The sequence below is a fragment of the Corallibacter vietnamensis genome (assembly GCF_039537875.1).
Classification (GTDB): domain Bacteria; phylum Bacteroidota; class Bacteroidia; order Flavobacteriales; family Flavobacteriaceae; genus Corallibacter; species Corallibacter vietnamensis.
On record NZ_BAABBI010000002.1, the window covers coordinates 443,338 to 461,872 of the forward strand.

20 protein-coding genes are annotated in these 18,535 nt (G+C 31.5%); 16 read left to right on the forward strand and 4 right to left on the reverse strand.

Annotated elements, in window-relative coordinates; translation table 11 throughout:
• Positions 1–60 precede the first annotated feature (60 nt).
• Both ggt and ABD690_RS10385 read right to left on the reverse strand, forming a co-directional pair.
• On the reverse strand, positions 61–1,767 hold the full coding sequence (gene ggt / locus ABD690_RS10380; protein ID WP_344730203.1) for a gamma-glutamyltransferase: 1,707 nt from the start codon (positions 1,765–1,767) through the stop codon (positions 61–63).
• 9 nt (positions 1,768–1,776) lie between these two features.
• A complete protein-coding gene (locus ABD690_RS10385) occupies positions 1,777–2,373 on the reverse strand; it encodes an acyl carrier protein phosphodiesterase (RefSeq protein ID WP_344730207.1) in 597 nt (198 codons plus the stop codon).
• 75 nt (positions 2,374–2,448) lie between these two features.
• On the opposite strand from ABD690_RS10385, the gene glmM reads away from it, so the two are divergent.
• Positions 2,449–3,840: a phosphoglucosamine mutase gene (gene glmM / locus ABD690_RS10390; RefSeq protein ID WP_344730210.1), complete on the forward strand. Its 1,392-nt coding sequence runs from the start codon at positions 2,449–2,451 to the stop codon at positions 3,838–3,840.
• 11 nt (positions 3,841–3,851) lie between these two features.
• Here the strand turns inward: glmM and ABD690_RS10395 are convergent, their stop codons facing one another.
• Positions 3,852–4,745, reverse strand: coding sequence for a lysophospholipid acyltransferase family protein (locus tag ABD690_RS10395; protein ID WP_344730214.1), 894 nt, complete (start codon positions 4,743–4,745; stop codon positions 3,852–3,854).
• Positions 4,746–4,808: 63 nt separating this feature from the next.
• Here ABD690_RS10395 and ABD690_RS10400 point away from each other — a divergent pair, with 63 nt between their 5' ends.
• Positions 4,809–5,459, forward strand: a complete 651-nt coding sequence (locus tag ABD690_RS10400; protein WP_344730216.1) for a rhomboid family intramembrane serine protease — start codon at positions 4,809–4,811, stop codon at positions 5,457–5,459.
• A 59-nt stretch (positions 5,460–5,518) separates the two neighbouring features.
• Here ABD690_RS10400 and ABD690_RS10405 read toward each other — a convergent pair whose 3' ends face one another.
• A complete protein-coding gene (locus ABD690_RS10405) occupies positions 5,519–6,643 on the reverse strand; it encodes a redoxin domain-containing protein (protein WP_344730221.1) in 1,125 nt (374 codons plus the stop codon).
• A 117-nt stretch (positions 6,644–6,760) separates the two neighbouring features.
• Between ABD690_RS10405 and mnmE the strand changes: the two genes are divergently transcribed.
• The 14 genes from mnmE (at position 6,761) to ABD690_RS10475 (ending at position 18,410) form a co-directional block, all read left to right on the forward strand.
• Positions 6,761–8,149 (forward strand): tRNA uridine-5-carboxymethylaminomethyl(34) synthesis GTPase MnmE, encoded by a 1,389-nt coding sequence (gene mnmE / locus ABD690_RS10410; protein ID WP_344730223.1) that lies wholly within the window; start codon positions 6,761–6,763, stop codon positions 8,147–8,149.
• A 171-nt stretch (positions 8,150–8,320) separates the two neighbouring features.
• Entirely contained in the window at positions 8,321–9,058 is a 738-nt protein-coding gene (locus ABD690_RS10415; protein ID WP_344730227.1) for a hypothetical protein, read from the forward strand.
• A gap of 413 nt (positions 9,059–9,471) precedes the next feature.
• Complete coding sequence (locus tag ABD690_RS10420; RefSeq protein WP_344730229.1) at positions 9,472–10,035, forward strand: TetR/AcrR family transcriptional regulator; 564 nt, start codon at positions 9,472–9,474, stop codon at positions 10,033–10,035.
• 51 nt (positions 10,036–10,086) lie between these two features.
• Positions 10,087–10,494, forward strand: a complete 408-nt coding sequence (locus tag ABD690_RS10425; protein WP_344730234.1) for a DUF1348 family protein — start codon at positions 10,087–10,089, stop codon at positions 10,492–10,494.
• Between the two features lie 12 nt (positions 10,495–10,506).
• On the forward strand, positions 10,507–11,484 hold the full coding sequence (locus ABD690_RS10430; RefSeq protein WP_344730238.1) for an alpha/beta fold hydrolase: 978 nt from the start codon (positions 10,507–10,509) through the stop codon (positions 11,482–11,484).
• Positions 11,485–11,667: 183 nt separating this feature from the next.
• Positions 11,668–12,261, forward strand: coding sequence for a TetR/AcrR family transcriptional regulator (locus tag ABD690_RS10435; protein WP_344730242.1), 594 nt, complete (start codon positions 11,668–11,670; stop codon positions 12,259–12,261).
• Positions 12,262–12,313: 52 nt separating this feature from the next.
• A complete protein-coding gene (locus ABD690_RS10440) occupies positions 12,314–13,174 on the forward strand; it encodes an SDR family oxidoreductase (protein WP_344730244.1) in 861 nt (286 codons plus the stop codon).
• A 1-nt stretch (position 13,175) separates the two neighbouring features.
• A complete protein-coding gene (locus tag ABD690_RS10445; protein WP_344730248.1) occupies positions 13,176–13,529 on the forward strand; it encodes a DoxX family protein in 354 nt (117 codons plus the stop codon).
• A gap of 155 nt (positions 13,530–13,684) precedes the next feature.
• A complete protein-coding gene (locus ABD690_RS10450; protein WP_344730250.1) occupies positions 13,685–14,440 on the forward strand; it encodes a PA3715 family protein in 756 nt (251 codons plus the stop codon).
• Positions 14,441–14,735: 295 nt separating this feature from the next.
• Entirely contained in the window at positions 14,736–14,924 is a 189-nt protein-coding gene (locus tag ABD690_RS10455; RefSeq protein WP_344730252.1) for a hypothetical protein, read from the forward strand.
• 507 nt (positions 14,925–15,431) lie between these two features.
• Positions 15,432–16,124: a hypothetical protein gene (locus ABD690_RS10460; RefSeq protein WP_344730255.1), complete on the forward strand. Its 693-nt coding sequence runs from the start codon at positions 15,432–15,434 to the stop codon at positions 16,122–16,124.
• A gap of 213 nt (positions 16,125–16,337) precedes the next feature.
• Positions 16,338–16,892 carry a hypothetical protein gene (locus ABD690_RS10465; protein WP_344730257.1) on the forward strand — a complete coding sequence of 185 codons (555 nt, stop codon included), beginning with the start codon at positions 16,338–16,340 and terminating at the stop codon, positions 16,890–16,892.
• A gap of 372 nt (positions 16,893–17,264) precedes the next feature.
• Positions 17,265–17,717, forward strand: coding sequence for a hypothetical protein (locus ABD690_RS10470; RefSeq protein ID WP_344730260.1), 453 nt, complete (start codon positions 17,265–17,267; stop codon positions 17,715–17,717).
• Positions 17,718–17,903: 186 nt separating this feature from the next.
• The gene (locus ABD690_RS10475) at positions 17,904–18,410 is read left to right on the forward strand and encodes a hypothetical protein (RefSeq protein WP_344730263.1); all 507 of its coding nucleotides are present in this window, start codon (positions 17,904–17,906) and stop codon (positions 18,408–18,410) included.
• Positions 18,411–18,535 lie beyond the last annotated feature (125 nt).

Genomic DNA, 18,535 nt, shown 5'->3' on the forward strand with positions numbered 1-18,535 from the left:
AGATAAAAGTAAGTGATTTTTTATAAAAACCTACCTAAAAAGCTAAATTTCATTGATTTACTAAAACCCGCTAGCAGCATCATCGCCTCTGTAATCAGCACCAGCTTCAAGAAAGCCGTTGTTTAAAACAAGAATAGCATCAACCTTACCTATAACCGGCGTTTTGGTTTCATTAATTTTATAACCTTTCTTAATAAGTTGTTTTTTTAATGATTCACTAAATTGTTTTGGTTCCATAATGATTTCGTCAGGCAACCATTGATGATGAAAACGAGGCGCATTTACAGCTTCTTGCATAGTAAGACCAAACTCTTCTACATTTAAAATAGTTTGTAATACCGATGTTATAATTGTTGATCCGCCTGGTGTACCAACTACCATGTATAGTAAACCATCTTTCTCTACAACAGTAGGAGTCATAGCGCTTAACATACGTTTTTCAGGAGCAATGCTATTAGCTTCTGCACCTATCAATCCGTAAACATTTGGTACACCTGGTTTACTGCTAAAATCGTCCATTTCATTATTAAGAAAAAAGCCTAATTCGTCTACATATAGTTTTGAGCCAAAACCACTATTTAAGGTTGTTGTAACTGCTACAGCATTCCCAAATTGGTCAACAATAGAGTAGTGCGTGGTTTCTGTAGATTCGTAGCCCAAAATGTCACCATGAGCAATAGAATCTGAAGGTGTTGCTTGCTGAAATGAAAAATCTTTCATTCTATCTTGAGTGTAAACATCACTCAGTAACGTTTCTGTAGGAATTTTTACAAAATCAGGATCACCTAAAAAGTAACTTCTATCAGCATAAGTACGTCGTTCAGCTTCAACCATAACTTGAATTGCTTTTAAGGAGTTATGACCGTAAGATTGTAAATCAAATGGTTCTATTTGCTTCATGATTTGGGCTAAACATAAACCGCCACTTGATGGTGGAGACATAGATATAACGCGTAAATCCTTATAGTTAAAAATAACAGGATCTCGCCATTTTGCTTCATATTTAGCCAAATCTTCAAGAGTAATTATCCCTTCTTTTTCTGATATAAAATTTACTAGTATTTTAGCTGTTTTGCCAGTGTAAAATTCTGATTTACCGTGTTTTGAAATTCTAGATAATGTTTTGGCTAATTGAATGTTTTTTAATGTGTCACCTGCTTTATAAGGTTTAGTAAATAAGATGTCTTTTTTGTTTACAGCCTTAAAAATGCTATCATATTTTTTAAAGCGCTCAGCTTGTTTTTTTGTAACAACAAAACCGTTTTCAGCTAAATTTATAACAGGTTGTAATACGTCTTTTACAGGAAGTTTTCCAAACATTTTATGCGCTTTAAATATACCAGCTATAGTTCCTGGTACTCCTACTGCATAGGCACCAACAGTGCTTTTATGTTCAATAACATTCTCTTCTTCATCAAGGTACATGTTTTTTGAAGCAGACAAAGGCGCTTTTTCTCTAAAGTCTAACGCACCAGTTTTACCATTGGCTAACCTGTAAACCATAAAACCGCCACCACCAAGGTTTCCAGCATACGGATAGGTAACAGCCAGAGCCATTTCGGTAGCCATCATGGCATCAAAAGCATTCCCTCCTTTTTTTAAAATTTCAGTTCCTATGCTTGAAGCTTCTTCTCTTGCAGAAACTATCATGGCATTTTGCGTTACTAAACCGCGTTTGCTTTTGGTTTTTGAAATACTAGGCTTATTAGTATCCTTACAAGAAAAAACAAAAGAGATTAATATAAATAGAAAGATGAGTCTTTGCATAGATTTTGTTTAAAAAGTATTGATGATTTCATGCTTCTTTTTTTTAGAGAAAGCTTCTAATTCTTTAAAAAATGAAGTGAATTCAGATTCAAATTCTGTGTAAAACTGTTTCAATTCAGTTGTTGCTAAATTCATTTTAGATTTATTTTTAGTACGTCTATTCATACCTTCTAAAACACGCTGAATACCATCAATCTCAGCATAACTTACCAGCCAATTATCTGTTATCATAAACGGAAGCATTTTTTGAGTTCTTACAGGTAATATTTCAAAATTATCTTCTAAGAGCTTGTAAAAATTATCAACATAACGCTCTAAAGGGACATTGCAGTATGCGTTCCAGTTTTTTGCTAAAAAATGATCATACAGTATATCTACAATAACGCCGCTATAATGACTATATTTTTCATGTAGCCTTTTGGTGCTTTGCCTTACTGTAGGGTGTGCATCTGTAAATGTGTCTATTTCACGATGCAGTAAGATACCTATTTGAATGTCTTTAGGAAACTTTTGATATTGCTTTCCTCTAATGCCATCTGCTATAAAATTTCCAATAGTAACAAAATCGTTGTTGCCAGAAAGATAGATATGTGCTAAAAAATTCATTCCTCGAATTTACAAATTAGTATTTAAGAAATCTTACAGAACGTGTATATTTGTTTTAAATATCAAAATAACTACATGACACTTATAAAATCAATTTCAGGAATTAGAGGAACAATAGGCGGTGAAGTAAGCGAAAACTTAACACCTATAGATGCTGTAAAATTTGCGTCGGCTTATGGAGCTTGGATAAAAAAGCAACGAAACAAATCAGACTATAAGGTTGTTGTAGGTCGTGATGCTAGAATTTCTGGAGAAATGATTCAAAATTTAGTGATGAATACATTGGTTGGTATGGGAATTCATGTGGTAGATTTAGGCTTGTCTACAACACCAACGGTAGAAGTTGCAGTGCCTATGGAACATGCTGATGGAGGTATTATTCTTACAGCAAGTCATAACCCTAAAGAATGGAATGCCTTGAAGCTACTTAATGCTAAAGGTGAATTTTTGAATGGAGAAGAAGGTGCGAAAATTTTAAAATTAGCTGAAAGTACAGATTTACTCTTTGCAGATGTAGACAGTTTGGGTAACATCACTAAAAATGATGCTTATATAGATATACATATTGATGAAGTTTTAGCATTAGATTTAGTAAATGTAGATGCCATAGAAAAAGCTAACTTTAAAGTTGTAGTAGATGGCGTAAACTCAACAGGAGGAATCGCTATTCCTTTATTGTTAGAGCGATTAGGTGTAGAAGCAGTTAAGCTTTACTGTGAGCCAAATGGTCATTTTCCGCATAACCCTGAACCTTTAAAAGAGCATTTAACTGACTTGTCTCAAGCAGTTGTTAAAGAGCATGCTGATTTTGGTATTGTTGTAGATCCGGATGTTGATAGACTTGCCTTTATGGATGAGAATGGCGATATGTTTGGAGAAGAATATACGCTTGTTGCTTGTGCCGATTATGTGTTGAGTAAAACGCCGGGCAATACAGTGAGTAATATGAGTTCAACAAGAGCATTACGAGATATTACTGAACATCATGGCGGAAACTATGAAGCTAGTGCTGTAGGAGAAGTAAATGTGGTTGAACTTATGAAAAAGAATAACGCAGTTATAGGCGGTGAAGGTAATGGAGGTATTATTTATCCTGAATTACATTATGGTCGTGATGCACTTGTAGGTGTTGCTTTATTTTTGAGCTTATTAGCCGAGAAAAAAATGAATGTAAGTACGTTAAGAGCTTCTTATCCAAATTACTTTATGAGTAAAAAGAAAATAGCTTTAACACCAGGTTTAGATGTTGATGCCATTTTAAAAACAATGGAAGCTAAATACAGCCATGAAAAAGTAACTACAATAGATGGTGTTAAAATTGACTTGTCAGATAGTTGGGTGCATTTAAGAAAGAGTAATACCGAGCCAATTATTAGAGTGTATACAGAAGCGTCAACTCAAGAAAATGCTGATACTTTAGCAGATAAAATAATAGAAGAAATAAATAGTGTTTCGGGAGTTAAATAAGGATTAACGTCTTATTTTTTGTATTCTGCAGGTACTTTATCTCTGTGTTTGAAGCGTTTATGTGTCCATAAATAATATTCTGGAGCGTTATATATTTGCTTTTCTAGCATTTCAAAAAACACATCAGTTATTTCGTAGTCTTTGTAAGCTAAAGCGTTGTCAGTAATTGTTTCTAGTGTTGCGTGGTAATACCCACGTTTTACCTTTTCTACACCTAGATAAACAACTGCCATGTCAAGTCTTTTGGCTAGCATTTCAGCACCAGTATGAACAGGAACTGTAATACCCATAAAATCTCTCCAGTAAAAAGCTTTTTCGGCTTTGGGTGATTGGTCAGAAGCAAATCCATTCATGGTAAGTTCGCCTCTTTTTTTTGCTTCAATAAGTGTTGGTATAGATTCTTTTGTTGTAATTAAATAGCTGTTATATTTTGCTCTAATACGTTTTACTAAAGCATCAAAATATTTATTGGCTAATCTTTTATAAATGGCATAGCCTTTATGACTTATAAATGTTTGAAGAACAAAAATCCATTCCCAACTTGCATAATGACCACACATTAAAACAATACTTTTTTGGTCTTTTTCAAGTTTATAAACAGCTTCTAAATTTGATATAACAAAGCGTTTTTTCATTTCCTTTTCAGAAATGGTTAATGATTTTATAGACTCAAAAATCATATCACATAAGTGGTGATAAAACTTTTTAGTGATTTGTTTTATTTCTTGTTCTGATTTATCAGGAAAAGCAAGTTTTAAATTTTCTTTTACAGTTTTTTTTCGATATCCTACGATATGATAAATGAGTATATAAATAACATCAGAAAAAGCATATAGTAATCTAAAAGGTAGGATAGAGATTAACCACAAAAATGGATAAATTAGAATATAAGCAAGAAATTGCATGAATTAATTTTAGATTTGCAAGTGCAAATATAACGTATATTTAAATTATAACGATTACAATTTATGGGCAATTTAAGTTTGGTAACTATTGTGATTATTGCAGCCAATGTAATAATTTCATTTAAAGGATTTAATGATTTTGGTTTTTTTGAGAAGTATAAATTTAACGTAGGGTCTATTGTTAAGGGCGAGCAGTTTAGAATGTTTAGTTCGGGCTTTTTGCATGTAGATACAGCTCACTTGTTTTTTAATATGTTTACGCTGTATGTGTTTGCTGATGTTGTTATTGGTTTTCTGGGCGCTTTATATTTTATCATTATTTATGTAGGTAGTTTATTGCTTGGTAATTTATTGTCTTTGTATTTTCATAAAAACGAATATTATTACAGTGCTGTAGGAGCAAGTGGCGCTGTAACAGGTATTATTTATTCTGCTATTTTGTTACAGCCTGATATGAGTTTGTATTTGTTTTTTATTCCAATTCCTATACCTGCTTATATATTTGGAGTTGGGTATTTGTTGTATTCTATTTATGGTATGAAAAACCGAATAGGCAATATAGGGCATGATGCACATTTTGGAGGTGCTATAGGTGGTTATATTATTACTTTATTACTTGCTAGTTGGTTGTTTGAAACCCATTTGCTAATGATTGTAATATTAGCACTGCCAATTGTATTATTATTTGTTTTAAAAAAACTAGGAAAGCTTTAAAAATTAAAAAGCCTTTCAAATCATTGAAAGGCTTTTTTTATAAAGATTTTAAGTAAGAATTAATTAAGCATTTCAGCTATTTTATCTTCTAATTCTTGACCGCGTAAGTTTTTTGCAACTATTTTTCCTTCAGCATCTAATATAAATGTAGCAGGAATAGCTTGTATGTTGTACTGTTTTGCAATAGGGTCATTAAAATACTGTAGGTTTGATACATGATGCCAAGTTAAGTTATCTTTTTCAATAGCCTCAATCCAAGCAGCTTTAGCATCTTTTTGTCTTGGTGTACCATCAAGAGATACACTTATTATTTCTAGACCTTTGTCGTGGTATTTGTTATATACTTTTACAACGTTTGGGTTTTCTTTTCTACAAGGTCCACACCAAGCAGCCCAAAAATCAATAATAGTAGCTTTTCCTTTTATATCGTTTAGTGCTATTGTTTTACCTTCAGGGTTTTTAGCGCTAAAATTTGGAGCTATACTTCCTTCTGCAGTAACAATAGCTACTTCAATCTTTTCATTTATGCTTTTACCAAGTCTGCTGTTTTTTACATCATCAGTATAGCTGTTGTATATTTCTTGAGCCTTTTTTGTTTCAATAGCTTTTGTTGTTAATAGGTTGTCTAGGAATGCAGCACTAGTAACTTTATCGTTGTGTTTTTCTATTAAAGCAATGTTTTTCTCATTAGTTTCTTCAAGAAGCGTGTTGAATGTTTCACGAAGTTCTTTCATTTTTACGGTATCACCTTCAGATTGCGCAGCTCTAAATTCACCAGCTAACGACATATTTTTCTTTTGTAAAGGTTTAGAAAGTTCTAAAAACTCTTTAAGTACATCATTTTCTTTACTTCCAGTAATTTGAGAGTTTAATAGTGTATCAGTATCAAAACTAATAGTCATTTCAGTGTTTTCAACAACAATAGGCATTTTACCATTTACACCTTCTATAGATAATACATAAATATCAGGCGTTTCAACTAGACCATCTAATACAAGCTTTCCGTTTGTAACGGTTGTAGAGTCAAGTAGCTCTTGGTTTTTCATATCAGCTTTGATAAGTGTTACTTTTTTACCATTTGCTGATGCGTTTATGGTTCCGTTTATAACAAAACCTGTTGTTTTTTCTTTGTTACAAGAAAAGGTTAAGATAATGATTGATACTGCTAAAAATTTGCGAAGCATGAATTTTAATGTTTTTAAGTTTCTGCAAATATATAAGTTCTCTTGAATTTTGTTTGTTAAGATTACCCTAATAAATTCTAATAGCCTTTTGTACATTCATTTTAGTACTTTTGCAGTATGAATGAAAACGATACAATTATTGCTTTAGCAACGGCTTCTGGAGCAGGAGCTATTGCTGTTATTAGGCTTTCAGGTAATGATGCTATAACAATTGCGTCAAAGTGTTTTAAATCTGTAAGTGGTAAAGTACTAGAAAACCAGTCAACGCATACAATACATTTGGGTCATATTGTTGATGGTGATCGAGTTGTTGATGAGGTTTTGGTATCTGTTTTTAAGAACCCAAACTCTTATACAGGCGAACATGTTATAGAGATTTCATGCCATGGTTCTACATATATTCAGCAAGAGATTATTCAGTTGTTTTTAAGGCAAGGTTGTAGAATGGCTAATGCTGGTGAGTTTACGTTACGAGCTTTTCTTAATGGAAAGTTAGATTTGAGTCAAGCTGAAGCAGTTGCCGACTTGATAGCTAGTGATAATGAAGCGTCTCATCAAATAGCTATGCAGCAAATGCGCGGTGGTTTTTCATCTGAAATAGCCAAACTACGAGCGGAGCTTTTAAACTTTGCTTCGTTGATTGAATTGGAGCTGGATTTTGCTGAAGAGGATGTAGAGTTTGCAGATAGAACCCAGTTTAAGGAGCTGGTTGTTAGAATTACTTTTGTGTTGAAACGACTCATAGATTCTTTTGCTGTGGGTAATGTTATTAAGAATGGTATTCCTGTTGCTATTGTAGGAGAGCCTAATGTTGGTAAATCTACATTGTTAAATGCACTTTTGAATGAGGAACGCGCCATAGTTTCAGATATTGCAGGTACAACAAGAGATACTATTGAGGATGAGATTTCTATAGGAGGCATAGGGTTTAGGTTTATAGATACTGCTGGTATAAGAGAAACGAGTGATGTTGTGGAGAGTATTGGTATTAAAAAAACCTTTGAGAAAATAGAACAATCTCAAGTAACGGTATATCTTTTTGATAGTGAAAAGGGGATTTCAAACTTAAATACTATTCAGATTGAAATAGAAAAAATTAAGAACAAATACCCTCAAAAACCACTACTTATTATTGCTAATAAGGTTGATAAACTTACTGATAACCAATTGGCAGAACTAGAGCAACATATTGAAGGCGTAATTTTACTTTCGGCAAAAACAGGTTTTGGTGTAGAGCAATTAACAGATTTACTTTTGGAGTTGATTAATACAGGTGCTTTACGTAATAATGAGACTATTGTTACTAATACACGTCATTATGATGCGCTCTTAAAAGCCTTTGAAGAAATACAGAAAGTGAAGTATGGTTTAGAGACTGGATTGTCTGGTGATTTAATGGCTATTGATATACGCCAAGCGTTGTATCACTTTGGTGAGATTACAGGAGAGATTACTAATGATGACTTGCTAGGTAATATTTTTGCTAACTTCTGTATCGGTAAATAACTTTTTTTACGGTTTTGTTTCATTTGTTTTAAGCAACACAAATTTATAGACACAGTTTTGTGTTGCTGTTTTATGTGTTTCAATTTTTTGTTTTGGTAATGAGATTTTGTAGGAATTTTCACGGGTTGACCTTAAAGGAGACCGTTGGCAGTAATTAAAAAAAAAAGCGATATGAGTGATTTAGAAGTACCGAAAGAATCATCAAAAGACAAAGCTCATTCTATAGTTAAAGGAGCATTTGGAGCTATTCCTTTTGCTGGTGGTGTTGCTTCTGAAACATTTGGACTAATACTTTCTCAACCAATTACAAAAAGGAGAGAAGAATGGATGCAAGCTGTTGTTGATAAACTTAAGTATCTCGAACAAACATCTGAATCATTTAAGATTGAAAATTTAAAGGAAAATGATGAATTTGTAACCTTTTTAATAGAAGCTAGCCAAATAGCTTTTAAAACTCATCAAACTGAAAAACTATATTATCTTCAAAATTCAATTGGAAATTATTTTGACAATCAACTAGAATTTGACAAAAAACACTCTTTTTTAAGAATAATAGACGAACTTACACCTACTCACTTTATTATATTGAGTTATATTTCTCTGAATGAAAATTATATCGCAGGAAGTATAAAAGGTTATGAAAGTCTGCTAGAACATTATTTAAAAAACAATCCTAAAATAGATAAATACTATTTTCGTAAGTGTGTAAGAGATTTGGAAAATGTTTCTCTGATAAGGATTAGTGGAGATTTTCACGATTATATAGGTGGAGGCGGATTCGCAATAGATGAAAGAGCACCTTCAATAAAACTATTGGACTTTGGAGCTGAATTGATTAAATATATTTTAGAACAAAAAAAACTACTGGCAACAAAGTACTGTGGTAAAAAACAAGTAAAAATCTATTAATTTTTCGCTAAAGTACTTTTATAAGCATCATCATATATCAATCCTGATTTTGCTAATGAGAGCCTACTTACAAAAATTTACTAAAGTACAGTTCGCACTTCGTGTTCATGTCTCGCAAGCCAATCCGCAACAATACAAACGAAGCAAACCACCACAAAGTTCTGATTAGCCATTCCAGAGTTTTGATAGCCTACAACACGCTAAAAAAAGCTACAAAAAATGCAATTAATCTGTACAACGAAATAAGATTACATGTATCTTTAGACTATAAAACACCTAATATGGTATATTTAAAAACAGCGTAAATCAATTTTTAACCTGTAGCCATATTTCAGGACTAGACAATATAAAGCAAACCCTCAAGTATTTTACCAAACGTTTGGTAATTAAATAATTTTAGCTATATTTGCACTATGAGACCACAAAAAGTATTAGACATTGAAATATTAAAAGGATTAACTAAGGTTTTTCGTGCCAAAGGATATGAAGGTGCTAGCTTAAAAGAGTTATCAGAAGCAACAGGTTTAAAAAAAGCTAGCCTATATCATAGATTTCCAAACGGAAAACAGGAAATGGCTGACGCAGTATTGAATCATTTAGATCAATGGGTTAATGAAAATATTTTTCAATCTCTTTCAAATACTGATTTTGAGCCAAAAATTAGATTAAAAAATGCATTAAATGAAATAAGTACTTTATACGATGGCGGAAATGAAACCTGTATTTTCCGAGCGCTTTCAATGCAAGGAGGTATTGAGTTGTTCGAGAAACAAATTAATAAAGGAATGACTGACTGGCTTTCTGCTTTTAAAGAAATTGGAATCGCATTAAACCTAAGTCCTAAAGAAGCTGAACAAAAAGCATTGCAGGTATTAATTGATATACAAGGCAGTCTAATTGTCACTAAAGGATTAGGAGATATTTCAATTTTCGAAAAAACGCTTCAAAATATTGAGTACAACTATTTAAACGAATAAAAAAATTTACTTACATATTATACCGAATGTTCGGTAACTAAAATTTTAATTATGAAAAAATATCCAATACCGCCTTTCAACGAAGAAACGGCAAAACAAAAAGTTCAAATGGCAGAAGATGCATGGAATAGTCAAGACCCTATAACTGTATCTATGGCATATACCGAAGATACCGAATGGAGAAACCGAACCAGTTTTATCAATGGTCGTAAGGAAGTTCAGGAATTTTTAAAAAACAAATGGCTTAATGAACGTAACTATAAACTAAAAAAAGAACTTTGGGGCTTTAGAAATAATCGCATGGCTGTAAGATTCGAATATGAATATCAAAACAAAGAAGGACAATGGTATCGAGCCTATGGCAATGAAAATTGGGAGTTTGATGAAAACGGATTAATGCAAAAAAGATTTGCAAGTATTAATGATTTAGAAATAAAAGAATCTGAACGAAAACTTTAAATATACAACACAATGAAAAAATTAAACTTAGCATATCTATTAATCTTGACACTAATAGTTTCTTGTCAAGAAAAATCAAGTACCAAAAAAAACAAAGAAACATTAACAATACAAATTAAAAAAACAATGAATCCAATACATTACAAAACTAAAAGTATTAACGGTGTAAACATAGCTTATAGAGAGGCAGGAGACAGTAAAAATCCTACGCTTGTTTTGCTGCATGGTTTTCCTTCATCTTCACACCAATATAGAAAAGTCTTAAATCAACTTTCTAATGAATATCACCTAATAGCACCAGATTATCCTGGTTTTGGAAATAGTGATTTTCCTTCCGCTAATGATTATGAATACACGTTTGACAATATTGCCAAAACCATAAATTCGTTTTTAGAATTAAAAGAAATCAAACGCTATGCATTAATGATTCAGGATTATGGCGCACCAATTGGTTTTAGAATTGCCACCGCACATCCTGAAAGAGTTACCGCAATAATTAATCAAAATGGTAATGCCTATGAAGAAGGACTTGGAGAAGCTTGGAAAGACATTAGAGCTTTTTGGGCTGATAGGAATGAAAAAACAGAAAATGCACTATTACCAGCTTTCTCTTTAGAAGGTTTAGAATGGCAATACACACATGGAACTAGAAACCCAGAAAATGTAAATCCGGATACTTGGCATTTAGATTACTTAAGATTATCTAGACCCAATGCTCATGCCGTAAATATTGATTTGTTTTATGATTATCAAAACAATTTAAAATTATATCCAAAATGGCAACAATACTTAAGAGATAACCAACCACCTTTATTAATTGTTTGGGGAAAAAACGATGAGTTTTTTCCTGAAAGTGGAGCAGAAGCCTTTAAAAAAGATGTGAAAGACATAGATTATAATATTTATGACACAGGCCACTTTGCCTTGGAAGAAGATGGTGATAAAATTATTAACAAAATGAGAGAATTCATGAAGAAAACATTGAAATAGCCAGTTGCTAATAATGTATAAAAATAATAGCGGTTTGGGTGTATAATCAAACCGCTATTATTGTTTAATTAAGTATATTGTTATCCGTAAAGTAAGTACTTATTAATTCGCTACTATTCTTACACAAACTCGTTACCCACAATATAAAATCACTACCAGTTCCACAAAAAAAATCATAATAATTTGGAACAATCATTCCAATTGTTATATATTTGCAACGTGAATAAAAAACAAACCATATTAGCATCTGCACTCCAACTACTTGTAGAAAAAGGAGTTCATAATACTCCAATGTCTGCTATTGGCAAAGCGGCAAAAACTGGAATGGGAACTATTTATAACTATTTCCCAAACAAAGAAGCCTTAATTAATGAAATTTACACAGATATAAAAAAACAGGAAAAATTGCTCTTTGAGAATTTTGAATCGGATAAGCCAATCAAAACTCAATTTGAAAGCTATTTTACTATTGCTGTTACTTTCTTCATTAACAATCCTAACTATTTCCGATTTATGGAGCAACTACAAGCATCTCCTATTATAACGGAAAATAGCAAAGAAGAAGGTCGGAAATCTATTACTCCTGTTTTTGAACTTTTAATGTTGGGAAAACAACAACGCATTATCAAAAACATTGACATTGAAGAAATCTTAATGTTCATAGGTGGAGCTATTTTATCCTATTTAAGATGGTATTTTAATCAAACACAAACAGAGAAAAAACAAGCTTCCCTTAAAAATCAAGTAACAATGGTTTGGGACGCCATCAAAGAATAAAAAAAATTTATCAATAACTTGGAATGAACGTTCGTTCCATAAAATAACAATTATGACGAAAAATGTATTAATCACAGGAACATCAACAGGCGTAGGATTTGAAAGTGCTATTCTATTCGCCAAAAACAACTACAAAGTTTACGCTACAATGCGAAATCTTGAAAAATCGGAAAAACTTAAACAGAAAATTCAGGAAGAAAATCTGAATATAGAAATACTCCCTTTAGATGTAACTAAAATAGATTCAATAGAATCAGCCGTAAAAACTATTATAGAAAAAGATGGAAAAATAGATATTTTAGTGAACAACGCAGGTGCTGGTTTTGCGAAAACAACAGAGCAAGCTTCTGAGGAAGAAATTAGATGGGTTACTGACGTAAATTATCACGGAGTTGTATTTTGCACACAAGCCGTACTGCCTTATATGAGAAAACAAAAATCTGGTCAGATCATTAGTATTACCTCAGTAGGTGGTTTAGTAGGACAACCTTTTAACGAATTATACTGTGGTGCTAAGTTTGCAGTAGAAGGTTTTATGGAAGGTCTTGCAGCCTATGTTACTGATGCCTTTAATATTAAGATTACTTGTGTTGAACCAGGTGGAATAGCTACAGAATTTATGACTTCTGCTATTGAAAAATCTGCGACTGAAGGACAATTTGCAACTGGTGAATACTTACCAATATTTGAAAGATATATGGCAGGAAATCAAAAAAGAGCAAATGAGGGCAAAGAGCAAGTTTATCAAACAGGTTTAGAAGTAGCAGAAGTTACTTTTGGTATCGCTCAAAACGAAAATCCACCTTTAAGAATCAGAACTTCAAAATGGGCAGAAGATTTTTGTGAGCTAAAAACAAAAGCTGACCCAGATGGCACTAAATTGGTGAAACAAATTACTGATAGTTTTTTATAGTATGAAAGCTATTTATTGGTCTTCAACAGTAATTATATCAGCTTTCCTTTTCTTAAGTTCTTATAGTTATGTATTCAGTAAAAGCACAATTCAAGGGATTAAAGCTTTAGGTTTTCCTGATTTTTTCAGGATAGAATTGGCTATTTTAAAATTGTTAGCTGCAATAATATTACTAGTACCTTTTGCTTCTTTGCAACTAAAAGAATGGACTTATGCCGGTGTTGGTTTATTTTTAATAACGGCTTTAACCGCGCATATCAAACATAAGGATTCTATCTTTATTATGCTTTTACTTATAATACTTATGGGAATTCTAATAATATCAAACATATATATGAACAAGATTTTCACATAAATACTGTGGGTAACAACGTATATGAAAAATAGCGGTTTAAGTGCTTAAACAAAAGAAAATTAATAAATTAGAGGTCTATTATAATCCGAAAAGTTAGTGCTTAAAATCCGCTACTTTTTCATATACTAACCGTTGTAAAACATATTCCAAGACCAATGAAACAAACAATATTTATAACTTTATTTATGTTTTCATTATTTACTTTCGGACAAGAATTGACTGATAAGGAATTGATTGGTAAATCTATAGAGTTTTTAAAAGTTAACGAAAAAGATTTATTAATAGAAAAAGTAACTTTAAAGACTTTCCCGAAAGAAAAAACTATTATTGTCCTACCTATTATAACGAACAGATATAATGAATGCGACTATTGTTACGATATTGACAATAATATTCTGATTTGGAATAAAAAATCAAAATCATTTGAAGCAAATTACACTAAAAAAGCCGAATGGACTTCAGATGCCGTTTATTTAAGTTCACTAAAAATCGATACTGCTCCTTATTATTTGAATAAAAACATTCGAGCTTTTGGATTAAGATATTCTTATAGTGGAAGTTCAAGAGTAAATCCTTATGACAGTGAAATAATTAATTTATATTACCCAAAAGGCAACGAAATAATTGAGGTTTTGAACAATTTTGAACTAGAAAATACTACTGGAGAAAATAATGGAACTTGTGAAAATGCATCTTTTGAAACTTCAAAGAGTATTTTAATTATGAATGATAAATTTGAAAATAAATTAAATGACATAACAATTAAGACAAATATTAAAAATTATACTTTTGATTCAGAATGTGACAAAGAGATTGTTAAAAGTGAAAGTACTAAATCGGAAATATTAATATTTGACAAAAAAGAAAAAAAATACGTTTTACAACAAAGTACTGTGGTAAAAAACAAGTAAAAACTAACTAATTTTTGGCTAAAGTACTTTTATAAGCATCATCATATATCAATCCTGATTTTGCTAATGAGAGCCTACTTACAAAAAATGCAATTAATTTATACAACGAAATAAGATTACATGTATCTTTAGACTATAAAACACCTAATATGGTATATAAATTATCAGCGTAAATCAATTTTTAACCTGTAGCCATATTTCAGGACTAGACACTTAGCCAAAACGTTGAGAAACTAAGAGCTTAATGTAACAAATACTTTAATTGAGATACCAATAATTTAAAATCTAAAATCAAATGAAAAAAATAACTAAAAGAAGAGCATTAATTTTATTATCAATTGGAATGCTTGTAATTGCAACTTCACAAATTGTATCTCATTTTTTTGAATTACCTGATTTTGCGAAGGGTTCTTTTATCGGAATTGGAATCGGACTTTTAATTACTTCTTTAATTTTCGGAAATTTCAAAACTGTTCGTAATTAGAATCGAACAAAAGCGGAATTTCATAAAATAGGCGGACAAAATAGAACTTTTTTTAAATTATACTGACCAAAATCAAACAGACAGAATTAAATATAAGCACAGAAATAATCTAAAGAATTATTTCGGAATCTGAATTTTAAAAAATATACGGAAACTAAAATATTATTAGTTACGAAAAAAACTGTTGCCAACAAAGTACTGTGGTAAAAAACAAGTAAAAACCTATTAATTTTTCGCTAAAGTACTTTTATAAGCATCATCATATATCAATCCTGATTTTGCTAGTTTTCGCCTACTTACAAAAATTTACTAACGTACAGTTCGCACTTTGTGCTCGTGTCTTGCAGAATATTCTATTCAGTTTTTATTTACTACCAGCCCAATACACAAATAACCATAAAACCAGATCAGTTTTTAAGAATTTTAACTATTTTAGAGGTATAAACATAATATAGATAAACACACTAGTGTGTTTATACAATTGTTGTAAACAATGCCGAAAACCGAGTGAAATACTACATTGGAGCATATTATCTGATTAAACTAAAACCTGTCGAATATGGAACGATTAAAGGTTTAGAAATCTATACTTGTAGTCGTTGTATAAACGAATCTTTTTTTGACTCTTGGTCAATTTCTTGGGCAACAACTGAAAAGAAAGAATTAAAAGAAACTAAACAAACTTTTAATCTGACTGATAAAAATGTTGAGGAAATACAAGTTTGGGCAGACAAAAAATTGGACGAAGAAAAACTTGGTTGGATAAATACGTTTTCGGACATAAAAACATTGACTGAATACAAAGAAAAGTTCTTTCCCAATGATTCTGAATTTGAAATATTAAGTATCAGCTTTCCCGAATCTGATTTGAGCGAAGCGTTGGAAATGACAAAACCGACTGAATCGAATAGCGGAGAAATTGGAATTTATAGCAAACTTAAAAACAAAGAACTCGATTTAGGAAAAGACGAGTTTTTAGGTTACGACATAATCGGAATTGAAATAAGCGGAGACTTCCATTCTTTTCATTGCAACGACTTGGCAAATGATTTAAAAGATAAGTTCGGACTTAAAATAAACGAATTTGGACTTTTTGAAAAAATTGAGAATTGGAATGAAATAAAGGAATTTATGAATGACCCAATGAACGCTGAATCTGTTCCTTGGTTTTACGTCAAAGTGAATAGAATAAAGAAATGAAAAAGCACAGTTTACAACAAGGGCTATAATCAATACGGGGTTTGGTGTTTAATCCAAAAGTTAGTGTATTTTTATAAAGTCCGCCAAATCTTTTTGATTTGGCTTTAAAAATGAAAAATTAAAACAAAATAAAAAGTTTTGGCTAAGTGCTTAATCAGAAGTTAATCGCTTATTAACTTCCGTACTAATCATAGCCAAACCGTTACCCAACATTTGAAAAAACCACTCGAAATAGAAATTAACGATTACGAAAAGCCGATTAAGGAATTAATTGGAAAGACAATTTCTGATGTGAATTATTACGGAATTGATTATGGAAAACCATTGTGGAATGAAACTGAATTTCACTCATTAGATTACGGAATTGAAATAATTTCGTCGGATAAAAATTCTTATTATTTTGTTTGGGGAAATGAATTTACTCAATATGATGTTAAGTTCAGAAAAGGAAATATTCTAACTGAATTTAGTGCTGAAAATGGAGTTAAAAAACATAACGTAAAGGAAAATCAAAACTGGACGGAATTAATTGGAAAAAAAATAAACGGAATTGAGAGTTTTTGGTCATTTTGGAATTTAATTAATGATAAAAAACGGAATTATTATCCACAAGGCGTGCGAATTGAATTTGAGAATGGAAAAGAAATATGGATTTCAGCACTTGAAATTAAAGAAAATGGAGCAATTGGAATGCAAGACCATTTGACAATTATATTTGATAAACAAACAGCGGAAAAATATAAAATCGGAATAAAAAACGTTGGGTAACAAAGTACTGTGGTAAAAAACAAGTAAAAATCTATTAATTTTTGGCTAAAGTACTTTTATAAGCATCATCATATATCAATCCTGATTTTGCTAGTGAGAGCCTACTTACTAAAAATTTACTAACGTACAGTTCGCACTTCGTACTCGTGTCTTGCAGAATATTCTATTCAGTTTTTATTTACTACCAGCCCAATACACAAATAACCATAAAACCAGATCAGTTTTTAAGAATTTTAACTATTTTAGAGGTATAAACATAATATAGATAAACACACTAGTGTGTTTATACAATTGTTGTGTTTAATTTAAAAAATGAACCGCAAGTCTATCAAAATATTAATTTGGATCTTCTCAATTTCGAGTATAATCTTCTTGTTTTACTTAGGCGGATGGATTTTAGCACCAGGCAGCTATCCAAGAGCGGAGACTTATGAAATTAATTTGCCAGAAGACTCTCTAATTCAAATCATTAATCAAATAAAACTCGAAAATCCAGAGCTATCATTGTCCAAAAAAGTAAAAACACCAAATAGCGGAAATTTTTCACTTTTAGACGGTCGAAAAGATGAAAATGGATATTGGTATTCTATATATTTCTACTACGAAAACAAAAATCAAATAATTCATACTTGGACAAGACCAAAAAATGAAAATTCGACAACGTTTGCTTTTGTTGGAATAAATAATGGATTAACACTTGGGAATTGGAAAACGGTAAATGAAAGTTTTTGGTGGTGGAAAAACAAACCCGAAATAGAAGAATTTGAAGCTCGAATTTTTAGACTGATTAATGAGAAAATAAAAACTAAACACAACAAAGGCTAAATGTAATGCGGGTTTTAGTCATAAATCAAAGATTCTACCTCTCCCACCGCCAAATCACCGATTTGACGGTTTTGTTTATTAAATTTAAACCACAAATTCGCTGCTTTGGCTCGTTTCGTGCTGATTGAAAACTTCACAATTTTCAATCCCACACTACACTTAGCCGCAGCGTTAGCCACAAGCAGAATGAACCAACTGAAAGCCAAAATAAAATACCTGAAATCATTTCTAAAATCGGAATGGAATTTTAATGATTATCCATTAGAAACGTGGAAAAATCCGAATGCGGAACAAAATGACTTGGAATATGGAGCAAAATTTACGAATTGGTGGAGTTTAGTCGCTCACGGAGAAACGGAAAATGAAGCTGTTGAAAACCTAAAAAGACACCTTGCAGATTTTAAGAAAAATAACACAGATGTTCCAAGACCTGGAGCGAATGTTCCAATAGAATATACAGAAAGTGACCGAATTGAAAAAAACGAACATATTGCAGTCGAATTTTTTGACAAAATAATAGGAATTAATTTTTACGACTGTTTTATATCTGACTTGAGCTCTTTACACGATTTTGATTTAGCGGATGAACAAACTTTAGAAAAAATTGAATCGGAATTTGGAATAGTCCCAAAAGACAAAGACTATTTCTTATCCGACATTTTCGAACAAATAAATGAAAAAGCCAGTGGCTAACAAAGTACTGTGGTAAAAAACAAGTAAAAATCTATTAATTTTTCGCTAAAGTACTTTTATAAGCATCATCATATATCAATCCTGATTTTGCTATTGCAAAAGCCTGTTTTAGTAACTTATTACAC